The organism is Glutamicibacter sp. GQ173 (assembly GCF_059759215.1).
Genome location: NZ_JCAXDT010000014.1, coordinates 1 through 20,556, shown reverse-complemented (window position 1 = coordinate 20,556; position 20,556 = coordinate 1). Strand labels below are relative to the sequence as shown.

Sequence of the window (20,556 nt, the reverse complement as noted above, 5' to 3'; positions counted from 1 at the left end):
CCTTCGGCTAGGGGGCGCTGCGCAGCGCCTGCTCGAAGTGGGCGACGTGCTCGGTGACCAGTTTGGCAGCCAGGTCAGCGTCACCGTCCAAGATTGCCCGCAGCAGCGCTGAGTGCTCCTTGATGTGCTCGGCGATGGGTGGCATCTGGTCGATGACCAGGCACCAGATGCGCGTCACCAGATTATCAAGGCGCACGAGGGTTTCCTCAAGATGCTTGTTGCCGGCAGCCTTGTAGATCAGCCGATGCATTTGGATATCGAGCAGCAGCAGGGAGCGCTGATCGAGCGCCGGATCCAGCGAGTCGATGCGCTCCAGATAGCCGGAGAGCTGGGCGCGGATTTCTGGATCCCTGTTGGCGGCGGCATTGCGTGCTGCTACGGGTTCCAGTACCTGGCGCATTTCGGAGATGTAGTTCAGTTCATGGAAATCTACGGCCGTGGCAAAGGTTCCGCGGCGTGGATAGGAAACCACCAGGTGGTCTGTCTCCAGGCGCTTGAGCGCTTCGCGCATCGGGGTGCGCCCGATGCCCAGTTCCTCAGCCAGCTGCGGCTCGTGGATCGGGTGGGTTGGAGCGATTTCAAGCAGCATCAGGCGATCACGCAGCGCCGCATAGGCGCGGTCTGCCATTGAACCTTGTTCCGTAATGGTGCTTGAGAATTCCGTGTGCATTGAAAATTCGCTCTCTTCACTGTTCAAATCTCTTTTGCAATAGTCACAGGGTATCGCTTGAGAGTGCATTCGCTGATTTTGCCCCGCGAATTCGGTGCATTTCGGCGCAGAATTGCGCTCAAATGCACGGCGTCGAAAGAACTTGGAAATCTCCGGGGAAATCTTGTTGACGCTGTGCTGGCTCACACATAGTATTGTGATCAGCTATTGATATATCAGACTCTTGATCAGGATTTCCGGCCCCATGAAAGCCAGGGATCACCAGAGTGGTCGGGGCGGCAGCCGGCAGTCGAGCAAAGGCTCGCTCTAGGACGGTTTGCAATCCCGGGATCACCACACGCCACTATTTTTCCCCAATCACCACCACGAGCCATGGCGAAGCCAACGCTAACTCGGCGAATGCAAGGAGCGGCACGATGACCGAACCGAACAACAAATACGTCCTGACTTTCACCTGTGCCGAGCGCGCGGGTATCGTGCATGCGGTCACCGGCCTGCTGTTGACACATCACGGCAACATCCGTGAACTCAAGCAGCATGATGACCAGCGCTCCGGCACCTACTTCCTGCGTATTGAATTCGAAATTTCCTCGGACGAGGGCAACACCCTGGACATCGCTGACCTTGAATCCAATCTCAAGGACTTGGCCGAAGAGCACGAGGCAAGCTGGGGCTTGCGCCCTGCGGGCCAGAAGAAGCGCGTGCTGATCATGGTGTCCAAGTTCGGCCACTGCCTGCACGACCTCCTGTTCCGTTCGCGTATCGGCGAGCTTCCAGTGGAAATCGCCGCTGTGGTTTCCAACCACCCGGATCACCGCCAGCAGGTCGAGTGGAACGGCATTCCCTTCTTCCATGTACCAGTCACCGCGGCAACCAAGCCGGAAGCCGAGGACAAGCTCATGGAGCTGGTGGACCGCTTTGACGTTGATCTGGTGGTGCTGGCCCGCTACATGCAGATCCTTTCTGATGATCTGACCCGCAAGCTCAGCGGACGAGCCATCAACATCCACCACTCGTTCCTTCCCTCGTTCAAGGGTGCCAAGCCGTACCACCAGGCGTTCGAACGCGGCGTGAAAACCGTGGGCGCCACCGCGCACTACGTGAACAGCGAGCTGGATGAAGGTCCAATCATCACCCAGCGGGTCCAGGAAGTGGACCACAGCTACGAGCCGGAGCATCTGGTAGCGGCCGGCCGCGATACCGAGTGCAAGGCCCTGTCCGACGCGGTGCGCTGGCACTGCGAGGACCGCGTCTTCATGGATGGTTCGCGCACGGTCGTGCTGCGCTAAATCAGCCTAGGACACCGAAAGCCAGTCACGGATTTGATGCCGTGGCTGGCTTTTGTCGTCCGGAAATATTGTGTTTTTCCTTGCAGGGACCGATCTCTTCAACAAGGATAGGAGCCAGCACCTAGTGCGATCTGCGTCACCATGGCGCATCGACGGCCCCGGCATCAAGGACTAGATCGAGCATCGAGATTCGGGGGCATCAATTCTTTCATCACCCGTTCCCGTCGAGGAAGAACAAAGGAAGAACCATGCCAGCACGTTCGTCACTGTTCCCAGCAAAAACGATGAAGAAAGGCGCCTGCATGCTTGCAGGATCAGCATTGCTGCTGGGCCTGGGCCTCGCCCCGGCACAAGCCGTCGGCGAAGGGCCGAATGGCAACCCCAACGGAACAACCAATACCTCGATCTTGCACACCTACGACTCGATGGTTGCCGAGCTGAAGACGCAGGATGCCAAGCAATCGGCAATGGATCTTGAAGTGATCGGCCAGTCGGTCAAGGGCCGCGACTTGTACCTGGCCAAGTACCTCTCCGACCCGGGCAACCCGACCATCCTCTTCCTCACCCAGCAGCATGGCAACGAGCAATTGACTACCGAGGGAACCCTTGAAGTCATCAAGCACCTGGGCTCAGGGCGGATGAAAGGCGTATTGGAGAACATCAACATCCTTGTGGTGCCGATGCTCAACCCGGACGGCGCCATGGGGGATGTGGACTTCCCGCTCGATGACTACATCGCTTCGGGGGACCGGCACCTGACCCGCTACAACGCCAACAACGTGGACATCAACCGGGACCACGTGGACAAGACCCAGCCGGAAATCCAGGCGCTGCACAACAACGTGCTCTCTGCCTTCGATATCGACTACATGATCGACCTGCACCACCAGGGAACGCGCTCGGCTGTGGATGGCAAGCTGGTCTCGGGCTCGATCCTCTATCCGACCACACCGGATGTGTCCGATCAAGTGCGCGAAGGATCCAAGCGCCTGGGCTCCATCGTCTACCAGAACGTGGACTCCACCGGATGGGGCCACCTTGGAAAGTACGTCGGGGGTACCGCCAATACCATTGCCCGTAACGGCATCGCGGCGGAATATGGCATCTCCACCCTGCTGTTCGAAATGCGCGGGATGAGCGACCACTACAACGAGGACTATGTGCTGGGCCAGAAATCCAATGGCTACCTGCGCCAGCAGACCGTCCTGACCCTGGAAAGCACCATCAAGGCCGTTGCCGACGGGTCCGTTGAATCAGCGGACACGTCCTTCTGGGACGCATTGCCCGAGCAGTCGACCTTGCCCGGAGAAGAAGCCGACGAATAGGAGCCCGCTTGCAGCGCGGGCCAGCAGTAGCATGGAAACGATGCGGGCCAGCTCGGGCAGCTGGCCCGCCTTTCTGCGCCGGCGTACAGCGTGTGTGCCCGGGCCTTGCCTTGCGCGGATCTCCACCTGTGGTCGGAAAGCCGGAGCCCGAAAATCCTCCTTGGCCACGAGGTCTGATGCCTATGCGCGGTCCTATGCTTGTGAATGGAACATATTGCAACAATTTAAAGAAAGACTTCCATGAGCCGCTTTTCGTCTTCCGATCTTTCCCGCAACGTCGCCCGGATGGCAGCAGGCACCGCCGTGCTGGCACTCGGAGTCGGCCTTTCTGGCTGCGGTGCTGTCGATTCTTTTGACAAGGCGACCTCTGATGCGTGGGCAGTGACCTATGAAGTAGCTGTCGAGGGCAGCTCGGGCAATCAGCTGAGCGAGGTGTCCTATTTCGAAGCTGAAAAGCGGGGAGAGGATTCCAGTGCGGTCACCGAAGACTCGGTTTCGCTGGCCGCCGATGTCAATGACAAGTCGAAGAAGACGTGGTCGGCCGAGAGCATGGTCACGGCTGAAAAAGAAGCCTCCATCTCCGCGACTCCGGGCAAGGACGGAACTGCCACCTGTCGGATCCTGCTGGACGGAACCAGAGAAATCGCCTCGGTAACCGGCGCCCCCGGTGAGCGAGTCCTGTGCCAGGCCACCACCCCGGCCTTCAAGAAGTAGAGGGTGGCCGACTATTTGCACTGCAGTCTGGTGCGAAGACGCCTTCGGCCAAGGGGTGCAGCATCGGTGCTTGGCAGCGGCATGGCCTGTTCCGGAATCCGGTTAACGGACACGTCCTGCGATCCCTCTAGCCTGCGCGGAAATCCAGGCCGATTTCCTCCAGCGCTGTGCGCAGGATGCTGATGGCTTTGGGGCCAACTCCGTGAATCGCGAGGAGCTGCTTTTCGGAACACCCGCTGATCTTCTTCAGGCTGTCGTATCCAGCTAGCTTGAGCGCCCGGGGTGCGGTTTTCCCTAGCTCGTGGGGCAGGTCGCCGACGGGGCGCACGTCAGGCGTGGCCATGGGCATTCTCCGCAATGGCAAGATCAGTAGACATGGCTCCACAGTACAGAGACCGGCGGATAGGAGCCAAGCATCAGGCCTGCAGCGTGCATGGCCTGATGCTTGACTCCAGTATCGATGCACCGCAGCCTATTCAGAACGCGACAGCGGGCTTGGCCTTTCAGCCTTCGACGCCAGCAGTGGTGTTCAAGGCAGAATTGACCGCGCGCGGCATCGAGACCGCTTTCGATGGCTCCGTCGATAAAACCTACCCAGCCATTGGCGAAATCCGATCCAGCCAGATGGATGCGTCCCTCCGGGCGTTGCGGCTCGGCCAGGGATTCGGTGAGGCCAGTACAGATCGCTCGCCAGGGTGTTGAGGATGTGGATTTCTACCCTCGGCACGTGAGTCCCGTACAGGGAACGCCATGCAGGACATTTCCAACCACGATTCCGGGCGTCTCATTTACCGTCCGCTGCCATGGTGGCTATGAAGCTTTCTTCCTAGTTCCACATGCGGACCTACCGCAGCAGTGCAGAAGACCCCGGATATCTGGAGCAGGCAGAGGCTCCAAGGTCTGTTTCGGCTCCAGCACCAATCACGCTCAGAGGCCACGCGGCACAACGTGCCAACTAGGGAATTTCGAGGCAGACGAGGTAGTTCAATCTATCGGGGGCAGCTGCCAAAATCAACGCTGGCTGCCGGACCATTGAACATTACCGAAAGGAAGAGGAATGCCAACGCTTGGAATCATCGGAAGCGGGAACATCGGCTCGGCAATCGCTCGATTGGCCGTTGCAGCGGATATGGACGTGGTCATTGCGAACTCGCGTGGTGTCGAATCGCTTCAAGAGCTCATTGCCGAACTTGGACCACTGGCCAGTGCCGGCACAGTTGAAGAAGCGGCCAATTCCGCAGACGCAGTTGTGCTTTCCATTCCGCTCACCGCCGTCGAGAATCTCCCTACAGGATTATTGCGCGGCAAGATTGTCTTAGACACCAGCAACTACTACCCCTTTCGTGACGGCCGCATTGCGGAGCTCGACACTGGAACTAGGACCACTAGTGAGTTGGTAGCGAGGTGGCTCGATGGGGCGCTCTACGTCAAAGCCTTCGGCAACATTCTTGCACACCATATTCCACTTCTTTCCCGCTCTGGTGATGCTCCTGATCGAACAGTGCTTCCCATCGCGTCGAATGACGTTCAGGCCAAAGGCCAGGCGGAGGCCATTATTAGGCGCCTTGGTTTCGACACCCTGGATGCAGGTACGCTCGCGGAGTCATGGCGGTTTGAACCTGAGTCTGCAGGGTACACCCGCATTTACCTCGCGGATCCGAGTACGCCCGATGAACAGCTGCTCGCCTCGGTCGCTAGCCCGAAGTCTGCGAGTCAGGTCAAGGCCGCGCTGGATTCCGCAACTCGTGTGAACGTTGCCGAACGCGCCTTCTAAGTCGGCTTGCATTCCCTCCGAGGGGAATCTGCGCCGTGCTGTGGGCGTTCCAATCGATTCGCTCACAGCAACCCTCGGCAATATAGTGAGGCAGCTATTTTAAGACGAGGCAGCGGCCATATGAGAGTGACAAGCACGTTCGTTGTCCGGTTAAGCTTCCCCCTACGAGACATCAAAAATGGTCTTTTTCGACTCGCCTTGATTCCCGGAAGCGGGCACCGCCGTGGTTCTTACACCCGCTGTTGCCTAGCGCGGCAGGCGCTGCCCGCGCGCTGCGCGGGTGAAGGTCTTGACCAGCATGAGCACCAGCAGCAGGATGCCCACGTAGCCATTGACCACGTAGACGACGTTGACCATCTGGCTGAACGGGACCAGCAGGCCGATGATGGTCCCGAGGATCGCGAGGCCCACGGTGCTGTAGCGGAAGCGGGGCGTGTTGTCCGCGAAGAACCGCGAGGAGACTGTCCACAGCAGCGGGACAGCAGTGGTGTAGATGCCAGCGAGGATCATCGCCGAGATCCCTGATGCCAGTACCGGGCTGATATCGCTGGCCAGCACCAGCATCGGGATCTCGGTCCCGGCGACCTTGGAGATGTTGGCCAGCAGGCCGAGGCCGACGATGATGCACGCCAGCGAGAAGGCGGCGGCACCCAGGCTGCCTCCGGCCACCGCTTCCTTGCGGCTGCGCGCGGTCTTCCCCAGAGCTGTCAGGAATGCGGCAAGCCACAGCATGCAGAATCCGACGTAGGACAGGGCGGAGAGCACCCAGTTGCTGGAAGCCTGGGTGACATCCAGGCTCGGCAGCAGCGCATTGCCGCCGCTGATCCCGTCGCTGCCGCGGACAATACCCACGACGCCCAGCGCAATGGCGATCACGACAATGAGCGGCCCGATCTTGCCGATGATGTCCACCAGCGAGCGCAGGCCGAACCAGACGCTGGCGCCGACGGCGACGGCCAAGGCTCCTCCGCCGATGAAGCGCGAGAGCCCGTAGTGCTCCTCGAACACGGCACCCGCGCCGGCGACCATGACGGCGAAGCTCAGGAAAACGAACAGGATTGAGAAGTAGTCGAAGAAGCCGCCCAGGTACTTCCCACAGTAGTAGTGGAAGATGTGCGAGGGCTTGCCGAATTTCTTGGCTTGGCCCACGATGAAGAATTCGATGATGACATAGGACATGAGCACCAGCACCAAGGAGCCGGTGCCGAAGATGCCCCAGTAGCCGTAGGAGGAGAAGTACTGCAGGATTTCCTGGCCGGTGGCGAATCCCGAGCCGATCAGGAACGCGATGATGGCCCCGGCGAAGGTCAGGACGCGTGCCGGGCTCAGCTTCTGGTTGCCGTGCTCAAGCGTTGGCATAACGAGTTTTTCTGTCACTGTGGATTCGGCCTGTCGTCTGTGCGGATGCCTAGGGGATAAGCAGGTATCCGGTTGATATATTAGTGATCTCTTTCACAGCATAGAAAAGCGGGCACCGGTGGTCAACGATCAGGCGGAAGATTACGGGCCAATGCCAGCTGTTGCTGGAAGGGCCTCAGACCGCAGCCGCAGCCGCAGCCGGGCAAATCATCCCGGCGGCGGCCCCTTGAACCGCGCGCGGCCCTAGGGTTGGATGGCAGGGAGGGCACCTCCTGCAAAAGCGCGAACTAAGGAAATCCATGCACGGTACTGTCTCGACATTCCGCCGCACTGCACGCAGGCTGGCTGCCGGCTGCGCGGCGCTGGCCTTGGGAGCAGGGATGGCCGGATGCTCCGCGGTCGACTCCTGGGACAAGGCGACGGCCGATGCCTGGGCGGTGACCTATGAGGTCAGCGTCAGCGGCGGAGCTGCCGATACGCTGCACGATGTGGCCTATCTCCAAGCCCCGGCCCGCGGCGAGGACTCGAGCGAGGTCTTCGAGGACTCGGTGGCCACCGCCAGCGAAGATAGCAGGGAAAAAGCTGCCTGGCGCACCGAAACCACGGTGACGGCGCAACAGGACGCGGCCATCGCAGCCACGCCGGGCAAAGGTGCCACTGCGACCTGCCGGATCCTGCTGGACGGGACCAAGGAACTGGCCGAGGACAGCGCAGGGCCCGGGGAACGGGTGGAATGCTTGGCTGCGACTCCCGCCTTCGGCCAGTAGCTGCGCACCAGCCGCTGCCACCCGCGGCCCGCTGGCACCAGCTGCCTGCGAGCCAACGCACAGCGTACTTTCTATGCCGGCGATAGAATTGAAGGCAGTCGCCGCGCGGAACACGGCGAGGGGAAGGCAAATCATCGCAGTGGCCCAGAGCAACCGATCCAGCAGCAAGAGCGAGAACCAGCGGGCCGCAGCCCTGCCTTCGGGCAGGGGCGCTCCGGCCCTGAAGCAGATCCTGCGTTTCCTGCTGCTGGTGGCCAAGCTCAGCCACCTGCGGGTGTTCCGCTACCTGTCGGTGATCGCATTCATGCAGGCGTTCAACGGCCTGCTGGTCATTCCGGTGATCAAGTACTTCTTCGGGCTGGTGCTGGAAACCAGCGGCCTGGGCAACGTCACGGACCGGAACTATGCCGTCCTGCTGCACAGCCCCGTCTCGGTGCTGCTCCTGCTGGCCATCGCGGTGCTGGCGCTGAGCGCAGTGAGCGTGCAGTTCGTGGCGCTGATCGTCATGGTCAACCGCCAGCAATCCGGCCAGCCGCCCACTGCGAGGGCGATCTGCAGGGAAACCGCCAGATGCCTGGGCCGGATGCTGTCCCACCCCTCGCCGCTGATGCTGGCCTACTTCTTCCTCGCGCTGCCCCTGGGCGGGCTGGGCTTGTCCTCGGTGCTCATCCAGGGCGTGGATATCCCGCCCTTTGTCACCCGCGAATACCTCAAAGCGCCATTGAGCACCGGAATCTACCTGACGATGATCGGCGCGATCATCTACGCCAATCTCCGGCTGATCCTGGCCCTGCCGCTGATGGCCATCGGCCCGAAAAGGCCGCTGGCCGCACTGGGGGCAAGCTTCAAGGCGACCCGGGGCAAGGCCATCAGGTACCTGCTGCTCATCGGCATCCCGCTGGGGGCCTGCGCGCTGCTCGCCTCGGTGCTGGTCGAAGCGCTGGTGGGGATCTCGGAGGCGGCTGCGCTCCTGCTCAGCGAGCAGAGCGCCGCGCTGGTGGCCACCTTGTCCATCAACACCGGGCACGTGCTCGGCTTCCTGCTGATCGGCGCGGCAACGGTGGTGGCCATCCAGGTGGTCGTGGCACTGAGCCGCGAGCACCTCGGGCTTGCCGTGGCCCTGGAACAACGCTCGCCGCACCACCGCTCAGCGCAGTCCCGGGCGCTGAAGGCCACGGCCGGTGCCGCGATCACCGGGCTGGTGCTGTCGGCGAGCTTCTATGCCGCCCCGGCCATGGGGCAGACCGCGGCCGGCGCGCAAGACGCCAAGATCCTGGCCCATCGCGGCTACTCGGCCGGAGGCGTGGAAAATACCCTCGGCGCGCTGGACGCCGCGGCCGCCCATGATGCCGACTATGTCGAGGCCGACTTCCAGGAGACCAAAGACGGGCATTTCGTGGCCAGCCACGACACCAACCTGCTCATGGTCTCCGGGCTGAACAAGAACATCTACGAGATGACCCTGGAAGAAGTCCGCGAGGTCACGGTCCGCGAGGGCGGGTTCTCCGACCGCATTCCGAGCATGCAGGAGTATCTGGAGCATGCCAGGGCGCTGGGCATCCCGGTGCTCGTGGAACTCAAGGTCACCGGGCACGAAAAGAAGGGGTACCTGAAGCGGTTCCTGGCGGAAGTCGATGCCGCCGGAGGTGCCACGGAGAACATCTACCATTCGCTCAGCACCCGGGCGGTCAAGGAGATCAAGCGGTTGCGCCCCGAGCTGCGCGTCGGCCTGACAGTGGCCATGAGCGTGGGCGGGCTGCCCAAGGTCGACTGCGATTTCTACACCCTCGAGCAGGCGTCCTTCACCAGGGAATTCCTGGACCAGGCGCATGCGCTGGACCGGGAAGTCTACGTGTGGACGGTGAACGACGAGTCAACCCTGCGCGAGCTGCTGAGCATCCCGGTGGACGGCATTGTCACCGACAGCGTCGAGCTGGCCCAGCGGGACCGGCATCTGGTCGCGACCAACCCCGCCTCGGACTACCGGGTCGGCTATTCGCTGGCCTATCTGGACCTCTTCCGCTAGCCGCCAGGCCTTGTCACGGGGTCTCCGGATAGCTGCCGTCACCCAGATCCGGCTCCGCCAATGACTGCAGCGGATCATGCAGGAATACCCGACGGCCCTCATTGCGCATCCGCCGCAGGCCCTCCAGGGTCATCCGCCGGGCGACGTCGGTGAAGGAGAATACCCGGGAGATATCCAGGTGCACCGGTCCGTCGAAATCCGATTCGGAGAACAGGTCCAGAAGCTCCGCCGCCGCGGTGAACTGCACGTTGCCCTGCAGGGTGAACGTCTCCCGGGTGCCGCCGCGCTGCACGCCGATGACATCCAGCCTTCCATGGCTGGGGGCCAGCAGGTGCATGCCCATATCCGTGGACAGCCGCTCGAAGGCCCGGCGTGCCCGCTGGCTATTGCCGTGGGGATCCAGCCTCGGCGAGAAGGCCCCGATGCCCACCTGGTCGGGCAGCACGCCCACCAGCCCGCCGGCCACTCCGCTCTTGGCCGGGATCCCCACCCGGGTCAGCCAGTCTCCGGCTCCGTCATACATGCCGGCCACGGCCATCACCGACATCACCTGGCGGGCCGTGTCCTCGTCCATGATCCGCTCATGGGTGCAGGGCTGGACGCCGCCATTGGCAAGGGTGGCGGCCATGGCTGAAAGGTCGGCCACGGTGACCAGGATGGAGCACTGGCGGGTGTAGCCGGCCACCACCTCATGCGGGTCGCAGGCGATGATGCCGTGCTTGCGCAGCATATGAGCCATGGAGAGATTGTGGTCCGCCGTGCCCAGTTCCGAGTTGAAGACCGCTTCATCAATGCCCAGCTGCCGGCCGGCCAGGCGGGAAAACAGGTCCAGCGCCCGCGCGACCCGCTGCTCGCCGGTGGCTTCGGGGCCCACCAGCAGGCCGTGGGCGGCAATGGCCCCGGCATTGATCATGGGATTCTTCGGCCGGTTGGTGCCCGCCTCCAGCGACAGCTCGTTGAACGCCTCGCCCGAAGGTTCCACTCCGATATGCTCCAGCACCTGTTCCAGCCCGCGATCCATGATGGCCGCGGCGTAGGCGAAGGGCTTGGAAATGGATTGGATGGTGAACTGGACCCCGGCATCTCCGGCGGTGTAGGTGCTGCCCATGGCGGTGGTCACGGCCAAGGCGAAGTAGTCCGGGTTAGCCCCGGCCAGCTCGGGAATGTAGCCCGCGCGCTCGCCGGTGGTGTCACCTTCCAGCGCATCGAGCACTTCGCGCAGGTAGTCGGGGATGGGATTGTGCATGTGCGGTACTCGCTTCCGGAATCAAGCTGGGGCCACTGGGGTGCGGCATCGGTGTTCGGGGGCGGCAAGTACGCCGGCAAGGCCGAGATTATCATGGACAGCGTCCGCGGTCTCAGATGCGGACATCGCCCTGGACGCAGGCCGACACCGCCCCGCCGACCCAGACTTCGCCCTCTTCGATGCTGACATGAACGCGGCCGCGGCAGCCGACGGCTGTTCCCTGGGAGGCCACGTAGTTTTCCGGGGCCATTCCCGTGTCGAAGAGCCATCGCCCGAGCCCGGCATTAAGGCTGCCCGTGACGGGGTCTTCCCAGACCGGGTCTCCTCCGAGGAAGGCCCGGACTTCAAACGCGGTCGCATGGCCGGGTTCCTGGGGACCCACCACGCCGATGGACAGGGCTCCCAGGTCTGCGGGATCCGGCGCCAGCTCCAGCACTTCCCGAGCATCGGCCAACCGTATCCCGATCCACTCCGGGCCGTTCACCAGCCATGCCGCGTCGAGGATGCGATCACGCGAAAGGCCCAGCGCGGCCGCAACGTCGCGGATCGTGGATTCATCGGCTGGTTCGTATCTCGTCAGCGGCGGGGCCTGGAAGGCAAAGAGGCCATCAGCGATCCGGATCTTGACCAGGCCAGCGCCGCATTCCTGGATGATGTGGTCCTTGTTCCTGGGCTGCCCGCCGGCCGCAAGCCAAGCGGACGCCGAGCCGAGCGTCGGATGCCCGGCAAAGGGGAACTCCTGGACTGCGGAGAAGATGCGCACCTGGTAGTCGGCCTCTGGATGGGAGGGAGCCATGATGAACGTGGTCTCGGCCAGATTGGTCCATTTGGCGAATCGCTGCATCTGCGCGTCATCCAGCCCTTGTGCGTCATGGACTACGGCAAGCGGGTTGCCGAGATAGGGCTGGTCGGAAAAGACGTCTACTTCGCTGTATTTGCGCATGTCGGGATATTGTTCCTAGGGGTTGGCAGGTGGACTGGTTCTGACACGCGGTCGCTCGAGCGCGTGCCCTGCTGGCTGCTGGCTGCAGGCCTGCTACTGGGGTTCATCGGTTTCATAGCGGCCGATCCAATCCTGCAGAAGCAGCTGGATGGCGTCGCGCTCCGGCTCCGGGAGGTGGGCGATGAGACGATGCTCGTTGGCTATATGCTCAGTGAAGGCGGCGTCGATGACGCGCAATCCGTCGCTGGTGAGGGACACGCGGCGCCGGCGTTGATCCGTCTCGACTGGTTCGCGCGATACCAGCCCTGCCTCGACGAGCCGATCCAGCCGCTTGGTCATTGCACCTGTTGTCACCAAGGTGTGCGCGGCGAGTTCGCCAGGGGCCAAGGCATAGGGCTCTCCGCTGCGCCGAAGGGCGGCGAGCACATCGAATTCCCCTTCTGACAAGCCATGCTTCGCGTAGACGGTGACCAGTTCGGCGGTCAGGAAGTTCGCCAGCCGATGCAGCCGGCCAATGATTCCCTGGGGGCGACATCCAGGTCCGGGCGCTGGATCTTCCACTGCTGCTGAACTCTGCCGACTCGGTCCATGTACTCCATAGTTGAATTATAGCTTCCGTGGAAGCTAAATTGAAAAGTGCGCCGATGCGGGCGAGCGGTGCGCCATGGATACTTCTTGCTGCCGTGGCTCCCATCGCCTGGGGATCCAACTACTTCGTCACCCGCGAGTTTCTCCCCTCCGAGAAAGCGCTCTGGGGATCCGTGTACAGGGCCTTGCCTGCCGGCCTGCTTCTCCTGGCTTTCTCTCGACGCCTGCCTGCCCGGTCGTGGTGGTGGAAGTCCTGCGTCCTGGGAACGCTCAATATCGGGGCATTCTTTGCCTTGGTCTACGCCGCATCTCAGCTGCTGCCAGCGGGCGTGGCCTCCACGGTGATGGCGATGTCGGCGGCCACGCTGATGCTGCTTGCCTGGCCAATCCTGAAGGAGAAACCTGCAGTCTTTCCCTTGGCCGGGGCCCTGCTCGGTTTCCTGGGCGTGGGGATCATGGTTTTCGACCAGAAGTCCACCGTGGACAGCGCCGGCATCACCTGCTCGCTGATTGCCATGGTTTTCTCCAGCAGTGGTGCACTGCTCACCAAGAAGTGGACGGAAAACCAACGGCCGCTCGATCTGACCGCGTGGCAGCTGACCGCGGGAGGCGCCATCCTGATTCCAGCAGCGGTCGTTGTCGAGGGCCCGCCTACCGTGCTGGACGGTGCTGCGATCTGGGCCTCTGCCTATGTTTGCGTCATCGCCACGGCCATCGCCTTCTTCGCATGGTTTCTGGGACTCAAGCACCTGCCTGCAATGACCGTAGGCCTCGTCGGGCTCCTTAACCCCGTGACGGGAATACTCACCGGTGCCTTCCTCGGTGGCGACGCGCTTGGCGCCCAGCAGCTAGCAGGTATCGCCTTGGTCATTGGCTCAGTCCTCTGTGGCTTTTTCAAGTTGCCAGGACTGCAGAAGCGGAAACGGCGATTCAGCGAAGCCGCGCCTTGGAGGATCAGTCACTGCGAGGCGAACAGTTCACCGCCTTCAAGCACGGTCGCTGGACCTCCTCGACAGGCGTCAACCTGTCGGCAGTGAACCGCATCGGGCTGACGCACAAGAAGACCAACAAGCAGAAAGCAGGGATGCCCAGATCCATGGACGAGAAAAATGCCATTCCGGCCGAGACGAGGGATTGGTCGTTCGTGACCGAGTCCGGCTGCTCCGAATGCGGCTATGCACCGCATCGCCATGAACACACGAGCTCCAGGCTTCGGGGTACTGCTTCGCAGTGGCACGCAGTGCTCAGCGACCCCGGTGCTGCACAGCGGCCCAATGCCCAGAGATGGTCGCCGATTGAATATGCGGCTCATGTGCGCGATATGTGCCGGCTTGCGTGCGAGCGCGTTGAACTCATGCTCTCTGAATCCGCGCCTGTATTCTCCAATTGGGACCAAGACGAGCAAGCCGTGATCAATGATTATCTCCATGCAGATGCTGGTGATATCGCAACGGATCTTGCGCGGCACCTGGAGCTCGCAGCACAAGCTTTCGAAAGGGTCAGCACTGGAAACTGGAACCGCCGGGGGTAACGAAGCGATGGGAAAGCCTTCACCATTGGATCCTTCGCTTCGTTCGTCCTCCATGAGGTCGAGCATCACCTCATGGACACCGTGAAATCCCTGGACTTGCCAGCGGCCATGCACAGACCCCAGATAGCTTCGATGCGGCGCAGCGCAGCACAAAGCAAAACCACGCCCCAAACCGCAAGCCAAGAGGAGCAGCGCATGCAACCCCAATCCCGTGTTACCGCCATTACCGGGGGATCCCGCGGCATCGGCGCAGCCATTGCCGAACGCGTTGCCGGGGAAGGCAGCGCAGTGCTCATCGGCTACCGCAACGACGAACGGGCCGCGAACGCCGTGGCCGAGCGTGTGCGCCGTGCAGGCCAACGAGCTCTCACCGCCGCAGTCGACGTCACCAGTCCCGAATCAGTGGCAGATTTCTTCGCAGCGGGCGCGCACCTGGGACCGCTCACCGGCGTGGTCGCCAATGCCGGAGCAGTGAGCGCTGTCGGGCCCCTCGACGCCCTGGACCCCCAGGAGATCCGACGTGATCTGGAGGTGAATCTCTTTGGCGCGGTGATCACGGCGCAGGCAGCCATTGCCTATCTGGCCCGCAGCCGGGGGTCGCTGGTGCTCATCGGCTCCGCTGCCTCGACGCTGGGCAGCCCCGGAACCTATGTGCATTACGCTGCAGCCAAGGCGGGGGTAGCTGCCCTGTCCGTGGGACTGTCCAAGGAGCTCGCCAGCGCGGGGATCCGGGTGAATTGCGTCGAGCCGGGGACCGTGCGCACCGAGTTCCACCAGGATCCTGGGCGGCCGGAGAAGGTGGCGGCATCGATCCCGCTGGGCCGGCCGGGTGAAGCAGCGGAGATCGCTGGCGCTGTGGCCTGGCTGCTGTCCGGCGACGCTTCATACGCGACAGGAACGACGCTGCGCGTAGCTGGCGGATTGTAGAGTGGCAGGGGCCAAGGAGTTGTCAGCGCTGTCCCTGTGTTCACAGTCAAGCGATTTTTGAACGCCTGGCTACCTGAGAGCTGCCCGTCTTGGATCGTCGCGAGCAGGATCGCTGGCCGACAGTGCTCCAGGGCGAAGTGTGCTTAGCCCCGGCGTCTACTTTGCACCGGATTCCAGTTGTAGCAATCCCAGATTGCTCAGAGTGTTGCAGAGCCCGTTAGAAACCGCCCTCGAGGAGCAGCGCTCGAATCAGGGTGTCTGTTGCCTTCAATGTCCATGTGTCCGGAATTGAGCATAGCCCCTTAGCAGTGGGTGGGTGCGGCAAGGCCATCGCATGAAGCCAGTGCTGCGAATCGCTCAAATACGGTGGCAAGACCCGGACACATAGGATATGTAAGAGGCAGGCGCCATGTTGTGAGAGAGAGCGATTCACGGACATCGGCGATAATCTTCGTGGACGTCTGCGGACTGAGCGAGATGGATTTTGAGACGCCATGCCAGCGCAGGCTTGGACGGAACGGGCAGTTCTGATGGCGTGCCCCGTGGAAGGAGCCGACTGTGTCAATAATTGCGCAACAAAGGGGAATGCGCCATGTATCAAATGCTTCTGGACGCGATCAACTGCATAGAATGTCGCTATGTGACTGGGGACGATCTGTTTTCCTTTGAAACCTGCCGGGCGTCGATGGTCCCCTAGCTACGACATGAGATGAAAGCTGATTGGATACCCCAAGGCCATGACAATGCGCAGTTCCATGTTCGGCATCAACTGGCCCGTTGACTGCGGTGCCTCGGACGGCAGATTCATCGCCGAACCAGCCCGAAGTATTCGCCAGGAAATGTGGAACGATGACCTATGACCGGAGTTGAGGCTGACCAGGCTGCCACGGCTGCTGCCCGTCGACCGCGGAGCAACTACGATGCGACGCGGTGGATCGGCTCAAGTCTTGCCCGGGCCATGCGACGTGCACAGCTCTCAGGCATCGTTTTGGTGCAGGTTGTGCTTCTGATTGCGGCGCTCGCTTCTGAGATTTCCGTGCCCGACCCGGTCGCGGCAGCTGCCACTGGGACCGTGGTCTTGGCGGGCATTGCCGTCTGGATCTATAAAGTGCACTCGCTGGTGCTCATCATTCCCTATTACCTAGCTCTGGTGTTCTACTACGTCGTAGCCGTCAGCCCGAACGACCCGCTTCTGGGTGCATTGGTCCCGCTGACCTCGTGGACCATCCCACTGGCGCTCATGCTCCGCCAAGGCACTTGGCCGACCATCGTTCCGTGGGTGTTGACGGCGGCCTTCGCAGGATTGCTACTATGCGCGCATCCGGACTGGGAGCCGTCGGTACTGGGTGCGTCCCTCGTAACTAACATCATCATCCTGACCGCTGCGACATTTTTCATGCGATCGCTCTACCGCATCGCCGGCTCCCTTGACCGGCAGAAGGAAAATGCCAATGCGCGCAAGAAGCGAGCCATCCACCAGCAGGCAGCTCAGGAGATGGCCATCGAATACGTCAGAGTCCTCCACGACACCATCATCAACACGTTCGGCGCGCTAGCACGCGACGGATCAGACGTGAGCACCTCGGACGCCCGTGAGCGATGCCGGCGCGATCTTGAGCGCATCAGCGCCTTCACCCGAGATAATTTCGGCAGAAGGCAGGGAAAGATCAGCTTGACGGATCTCGACTACGTCGGCCTGCCTGTGCTATGGGAAGGTCTGTCCGGGGATGACCTCCGCCGTTTTCAGGCGCTGCTGCCGGTTCCGGTGCTCAATGCGCTGTATGGCTGCGCCTTTGAATCGGTGCTCAACGCCACGAAGCACTCCGGTTCCGCGGATGTCCGCATAAATATCCACTACACAAACGACGTGTTCCACATCGAGATCTCCGACGACGGATCGGGGTTCAACAGAGCGGACGTCGCCGAGCGGGGAATTGCCCAATCCCTCTTCGCCCGCGGCCAGAATCAGGGCATCGCAGTCCGGCTGGACACGGCGCCTGGATCCGGAACAACCGTGCAGCTGTCCTATCCACTGAATGCCACGCCGGCAGACTCGACGAGGTCGGGTGCCTCAAAGGCCGTACAGCCCATGCACGAGTTCACCCGGGGAATGGGGCTCGCTTGGTCAGTCCTGGCGGTCTCGTCGGGAACGATCCTGGAGGTCCTCAGCCCTCGCGAAGTCGGTCTTCCGACCGGTGCCCTGCTCGTGAGCCTCACGCTGTTCAGTGTGCTCGTCTGGGCGACCAGCCAGAAGGGGCACCGTGTTTCCACACTTCTGGTCGCCCTCATGCTAGCCGCCATCCCCGCCGTGAACTGGTGCGCGCTGGCGGGCGTCGATTTTGGACGCGACTCACCGTATCTGTTTCAAGCCATATCGCTAACAGTCCTACCTGTCCTGTTATACGTGTCGAGGCCAACGTTTGCGATCTTCTTCTCCGCTATCGGCTTGCAGGTCGCCAGCACGTTGACCATCGCAGCCAGCTCGTTCGGTTTGGACTCCGGGCGGTGGGCCGAAATCGCCCTTCTCGAAGCACCGACATTTGCCCTGCTCGTGGTTTGGGCCGTCTTCTTGCGCATGTTCCGATCCATCGGCCATGAGATCGAGGACTCGCGCCGAAGCATGGAACGCACCCTGCGGGATATGGCAGCAGCCGATGCTGCCGCTGAGATCCAATTGCAATGGAGTGCATCCGGTCTGCATGCTCCGTTCCAACTGCTCCAGGACATCGCCGACGGAACGACCTCCCTCAGTGATCCAGTAACGCGCCAGCGTTGCGGTGACGAGGAGGTCTTCCTCCGCCAGATCAGCGGACTCCCGCATGGTGCCACATTCATGGGCCGATGGTTCGCGCTAGCCTTAGCTGAGGCGCGCCGAAAACACGTCCAGCTGGAACTGCACGCCGAAAATGCCGATATCGAAAACGAACAAGACGCCGATGCCTTTGGACACCTGGTGCTCGCGTGCATCGATGCAAGCACACAGAACTGCAGGCTGATCGTGACATTGCTGCAGCGGGATCATGGCCCGCACATGCTTATCGTCGAACAGGGAAGCTCCGAGCTGGCTAGGAGCCTCCAGAGCCATCGTTCCCCGCGTCTGCAGATCATGGTCCATACAGCGCACGACAATGCCATTATCGAAGCGTCCATCGCAACAGACTCAGATGGGCAGACCGGTCTGTTCTCTGCCAAGGAGCGGTAGATCCTGGCTGCGGCAGAAATCCTCGAGCAAGCGTGTGCAGGTAGCATTTGTGGAGAAACTCAAGAGAAAATTCGAGCGACAGGTACTCCGAACGCACGCGCAATCCGGACCAACACTTGTGCAGAATGCTAGTCGAGGTGAGGCAATATGGTTTACCGAATTGCGGTGATCGAAGATCACTTATTGCAACGTAAATATGCGATTTCCCTGGTCAACAACCAATCAGATATGACGGTGGTGTTTGACGGCGAGGACCTCCCCGAATTCATGGACTGGCTTGGCTCGGCTGACGAGGAGGCGCGGCCGCATTTGATCTTGTTGGACCTGATGGCCGAGCGTGGTCCCAATGCGAAGCCGGAAATTGTGCGGCAACTGGTCTCGGCAGGTTTCCTCATCGCGGTGTTTTCTGGTGTCGCTTCACCGCCTTTGGCACGTCAGATGGTTCAGGCTGGAGTGCACGGCATCATCGGCAAGCGCGACAACGAGCCGAAAATCCTCGCGGCCTTGCGCACGATTCTCGCGGGTGATTGGTGGGTTTCGCCGGAACTCGCCGTCGTCATTGCCCACGATCAAAGGCGTCCTAAGCTCAGCGATCAGGAAGAGCGGGCATTGGTTCTCTACGCGTCGGGTTTGTCGATCGAGGCTGTCGCCACCTCTCTCGGTGTCAAACCCAATACTGCTAAGAAGTATCTCCAGCGGGTTCGCGATAAGTATGCCGCTGTTGATCGCCCTATTTCTTCGCGGCTGAAGTGGAATCAACGAGCCGCCGAAGACGGGTATCTCTCCCTCTGAACAACGCCTACATGACACCTGTCGGGGGTCATTTCCGTGGCTGTTTGACACCATCAGGGGGTCATTCCATTCGCTCTTCTCTTGTGGGCCAAATCAACGCGATCGTTGGTCATACACTTTCGGGTGTAAGTCATGAAACGCATCTTCAGCAGTTGGTTTGCTCCAAACGAGAGGTAGATTCAGATTAAACGATCACAGAACCGTGGCTATGGCGCCGGGGCAAAGTTGGCATCGGGGGCATTGGCATCGGCAGTTTTTGCCAGTGGCATCGTAATCTCCGTACCCTCGGCAGCATTCGCCGCCGACCCGTTCCCATCGTCGAAGCTCTACGGTACCAACCAGAAAAAAGTCTACGAAGTTGACCCGGCTACCGGTGCAACGAAAGAGGTTCTCGCTCCTGCTGTTGGAGGAAGCAATACCCTCAACCAGATCGGAATCGCTAGCGGTGGCGACAAGGTCGTATTCACGAGCCAACAAGACATCTACATCTATACAGCCACCAATGAAACCTGGGAACAGATTCCCCGAACTGATGGGATGAGTTCAAACTTTGGCGGCAACACCATGGGGGGTATGGATGTTGCAAGCGACACGTACTTGTATGGCGGCGCTGTAGCGCAAAACAGCGACCAGTTCCAGTACGCAAGCTTGGATGTAAACACCCAAGATTTCGTACCGAATGTACTATCCGTTACCTTGCCTGGTACCCCGGGTGGTAATGGCGACCTCGCTTTCGATGCTCAGGGAAACCTGTTTATCGTCACCGGCGGCAACACGTCGGCACAGCTTTACCGCATCAATGCGGCAGATGTGAAAGCCGGCGGGCAGATTACCGGAACCAAGGTTGGCGGTCTGATTAGTGGAGTTGTTACCACCAATTCCATGGCGTTCGGGGCGGATGGGTATCTTTACCTTTACGCCGCGAATGGCTTGCTCAAGGTTGACCCTGCCAGTGGTGCGTTGGTGTCAACTCAGCCGCTATCGGGTGACACCAGTGCGCTAACCGACCTTGCATCGTGGGCCTCGCCATCTACAGCGGGTGTGAACGTCGATCTTCCCGATGGGCGTGTAGATCCGGACGATCAGTTCGCTATTGAGCTCACTGGCGGCGGTGTTACCGAGAACAACACCGCTGAAACCACTGGTGACGAGCGCGGGGTCCAGGACCAGGAAGACGGCGAATCAATTGGGGCCACCGTCATTCTTCCTGGCAATGAGTACACCATCACCCAAACTGGACTAGGTGAAACCGATCTTGGCGGATACACCACTACTTGGCAGTGCCTAGACCTGTCCAGCGGTGAAGTATTTGCTTCTGGTGAAGGTAACACTGGAACATTCACCCTGCCGCAAGGCAGCAACGCAACGAATATCCAGTGCACCTTCACTAATAACGTAGTCTC

Annotated in this window: 19 protein-coding genes; 12 read left to right on the top strand and 7 right to left on the bottom strand. The window is 61.2% G+C overall.

Translation table 11 applies throughout. From position 1 onward, the window contains the following. Positions 1–7: 7 nt before the first annotated feature. Entirely contained in the window at positions 8–628 is a 621-nt protein-coding gene (locus AC6CHO_RS16905; protein WP_444661600.1) for a GntR family transcriptional regulator, read from the bottom strand. A gap of 458 nt (positions 629–1,086) precedes the next feature. Between AC6CHO_RS16905 and purU the strand changes: the two genes are divergently transcribed. The 3 genes from purU (at position 1,087) to AC6CHO_RS16890 (ending at position 3,998) form a co-directional block, all read left to right on the top strand. Further along, positions 1,087–1,959, top strand: coding sequence for a formyltetrahydrofolate deformylase (purU, locus tag AC6CHO_RS16900; RefSeq protein WP_498216651.1), 873 nt, complete (start codon positions 1,087–1,089; stop codon positions 1,957–1,959). A 284-nt stretch (positions 1,960–2,243) separates the two neighbouring features. Then, positions 2,244–3,284, top strand: coding sequence for a M14 family zinc carboxypeptidase (locus AC6CHO_RS16895; RefSeq protein WP_444664797.1), 1,041 nt, complete (start codon positions 2,244–2,246; stop codon positions 3,282–3,284). Positions 3,285–3,524: 240 nt separating this feature from the next. Next, entirely contained in the window at positions 3,525–3,998 is a 474-nt protein-coding gene (locus AC6CHO_RS16890; RefSeq protein ID WP_498216650.1) for a hypothetical protein, read from the top strand. A 127-nt stretch (positions 3,999–4,125) separates the two neighbouring features. On the opposite strand, the gene AC6CHO_RS16885 is transcribed toward AC6CHO_RS16890, so the two are convergent. Beyond that, a complete protein-coding gene (locus tag AC6CHO_RS16885; RefSeq protein WP_444661603.1) occupies positions 4,126–4,341 on the bottom strand; it encodes a helix-hairpin-helix domain-containing protein in 216 nt (71 codons plus the stop codon). A 23-nt stretch (positions 4,342–4,364) separates the two neighbouring features. Beyond that, positions 4,365–4,622, bottom strand: a complete 258-nt coding sequence (locus AC6CHO_RS16880; protein WP_498216668.1) for a hypothetical protein — start codon at positions 4,620–4,622, stop codon at positions 4,365–4,367. Positions 4,623–5,055: 433 nt separating this feature from the next. On the opposite strand from AC6CHO_RS16880, the gene AC6CHO_RS16875 reads away from it, so the two are divergent. Next, a complete protein-coding gene (locus AC6CHO_RS16875) occupies positions 5,056–5,772 on the top strand; it encodes an NADPH-dependent F420 reductase (RefSeq protein ID WP_498216649.1) in 717 nt (238 codons plus the stop codon). Between the two features lie 246 nt (positions 5,773–6,018). Here AC6CHO_RS16875 and AC6CHO_RS16870 read toward each other — a convergent pair whose 3' ends face one another. Next, on the bottom strand, positions 6,019–7,131 hold the full coding sequence (locus AC6CHO_RS16870; RefSeq protein ID WP_498216648.1) for a YkvI family membrane protein: 1,113 nt from the start codon (positions 7,129–7,131) through the stop codon (positions 6,019–6,021). A gap of 299 nt (positions 7,132–7,430) precedes the next feature. On the opposite strand from AC6CHO_RS16870, the gene AC6CHO_RS16865 reads away from it, so the two are divergent. Both AC6CHO_RS16865 and AC6CHO_RS16860 read left to right on the top strand, forming a co-directional pair. Continuing rightward, positions 7,431–7,898, top strand: a complete 468-nt coding sequence (locus tag AC6CHO_RS16865) for a hypothetical protein (RefSeq protein WP_498216647.1) — start codon at positions 7,431–7,433, stop codon at positions 7,896–7,898. A gap of 139 nt (positions 7,899–8,037) precedes the next feature. Continuing rightward, a complete protein-coding gene (locus tag AC6CHO_RS16860) occupies positions 8,038–9,924 on the top strand; it encodes a glycerophosphoryl diester phosphodiesterase membrane domain-containing protein (protein ID WP_498216646.1) in 1,887 nt (628 codons plus the stop codon). 13 nt (positions 9,925–9,937) lie between these two features. Here AC6CHO_RS16860 and AC6CHO_RS16855 read toward each other — a convergent pair whose 3' ends face one another. From AC6CHO_RS16855 to AC6CHO_RS16845, 3 genes are all read right to left on the bottom strand, one after another. Beyond that, entirely contained in the window at positions 9,938–11,170 is a 1,233-nt protein-coding gene (locus AC6CHO_RS16855) for a glutaminase (RefSeq protein WP_498216645.1), read from the bottom strand. A gap of 112 nt (positions 11,171–11,282) precedes the next feature. Next, complete coding sequence (locus AC6CHO_RS16850) at positions 11,283–12,113, bottom strand: PhzF family phenazine biosynthesis protein (RefSeq protein ID WP_498216644.1); 831 nt, start codon at positions 12,111–12,113, stop codon at positions 11,283–11,285. Between the two features lie 93 nt (positions 12,114–12,206). Continuing rightward, positions 12,207–12,674: a MarR family winged helix-turn-helix transcriptional regulator gene (locus AC6CHO_RS16845; RefSeq protein WP_498216643.1), complete on the bottom strand. Its 468-nt coding sequence runs from the start codon at positions 12,672–12,674 to the stop codon at positions 12,207–12,209. A gap of 122 nt (positions 12,675–12,796) precedes the next feature. On the opposite strand from AC6CHO_RS16845, the gene AC6CHO_RS16840 reads away from it, so the two are divergent. From AC6CHO_RS16840 to AC6CHO_RS16815, 6 genes are all read left to right on the top strand, one after another. Continuing rightward, complete coding sequence (locus AC6CHO_RS16840; RefSeq protein ID WP_498216642.1) at positions 12,797–13,738, top strand: DMT family transporter; 942 nt, start codon at positions 12,797–12,799, stop codon at positions 13,736–13,738. Next, a complete protein-coding gene (locus tag AC6CHO_RS16835) occupies positions 13,735–14,232 on the top strand; it encodes a DinB family protein (RefSeq protein WP_498216641.1) in 498 nt (165 codons plus the stop codon). The genes AC6CHO_RS16840 and AC6CHO_RS16835 overlap by 4 nt, the downstream gene beginning before the upstream one ends. A gap of 195 nt (positions 14,233–14,427) precedes the next feature. After that, complete coding sequence (locus tag AC6CHO_RS16830) at positions 14,428–15,159, top strand: SDR family NAD(P)-dependent oxidoreductase (RefSeq protein ID WP_498216640.1); 732 nt, start codon at positions 14,428–14,430, stop codon at positions 15,157–15,159. A gap of 856 nt (positions 15,160–16,015) precedes the next feature. After that, entirely contained in the window at positions 16,016–18,361 is a 2,346-nt protein-coding gene (locus tag AC6CHO_RS16825; protein WP_498216639.1) for a sensor histidine kinase, read from the top strand. A gap of 147 nt (positions 18,362–18,508) precedes the next feature. After that, positions 18,509–19,153: a sigma factor-like helix-turn-helix DNA-binding protein gene (locus tag AC6CHO_RS16820; protein ID WP_498216638.1), complete on the top strand. Its 645-nt coding sequence runs from the start codon at positions 18,509–18,511 to the stop codon at positions 19,151–19,153. A 240-nt stretch (positions 19,154–19,393) separates the two neighbouring features. Next, on the top strand, positions 19,394–20,556 hold a 1,163-nt coding region (locus AC6CHO_RS16815), incomplete at its 3' end, for an NHL repeat-containing protein (RefSeq protein ID WP_498216637.1).

Coding starts and splice junctions, on each gene's coding strand:
- AC6CHO_RS16905 (WP_444661600.1), bottom strand. CDS start 628: ATGGCAGACCGCGCCTATGCGGCGCTGCGTGATCGCCTGATGCTGCTT.
- purU (WP_498216651.1), top strand. CDS start 1,087: ATGACCGAACCGAACAACAAATACGTCCTGACTTTCACCTGTGCCGAG.
- AC6CHO_RS16895 (WP_444664797.1), top strand. CDS start 2,244: ATGAAGAAAGGCGCCTGCATGCTTGCAGGATCAGCATTGCTGCTGGGC.
- AC6CHO_RS16890 (WP_498216650.1), top strand. CDS start 3,525: ATGAGCCGCTTTTCGTCTTCCGATCTTTCCCGCAACGTCGCCCGGATG.
- AC6CHO_RS16885 (WP_444661603.1), bottom strand. CDS start 4,341: ATGGCCACGCCTGACGTGCGCCCCGTCGGCGACCTGCCCCACGAGCTA.
- AC6CHO_RS16875 (WP_498216649.1), top strand. CDS start 5,056: ATGCCAACGCTTGGAATCATCGGAAGCGGGAACATCGGCTCGGCAATC.
- AC6CHO_RS16870 (WP_498216648.1), bottom strand. CDS start 7,131: ATGCCAACGCTTGAGCACGGCAACCAGAAGCTGAGCCCGGCACGCGTC.
- AC6CHO_RS16865 (WP_498216647.1), top strand. CDS start 7,431: ATGCACGGTACTGTCTCGACATTCCGCCGCACTGCACGCAGGCTGGCT.
- AC6CHO_RS16855 (WP_498216645.1), bottom strand. CDS start 11,170: ATGCACAATCCCATCCCCGACTACCTGCGCGAAGTGCTCGATGCGCTG.
- AC6CHO_RS16850 (WP_498216644.1), bottom strand. CDS start 12,113: ATGCGCAAATACAGCGAAGTAGACGTCTTTTCCGACCAGCCCTATCTC.
- AC6CHO_RS16830 (WP_498216640.1), top strand. CDS start 14,428: ATGCAACCCCAATCCCGTGTTACCGCCATTACCGGGGGATCCCGCGGC.
- AC6CHO_RS16825 (WP_498216639.1), top strand. CDS start 16,016: ATGACCGGAGTTGAGGCTGACCAGGCTGCCACGGCTGCTGCCCGTCGA.
- AC6CHO_RS16820 (WP_498216638.1), top strand. CDS start 18,509: ATGGTTTACCGAATTGCGGTGATCGAAGATCACTTATTGCAACGTAAA.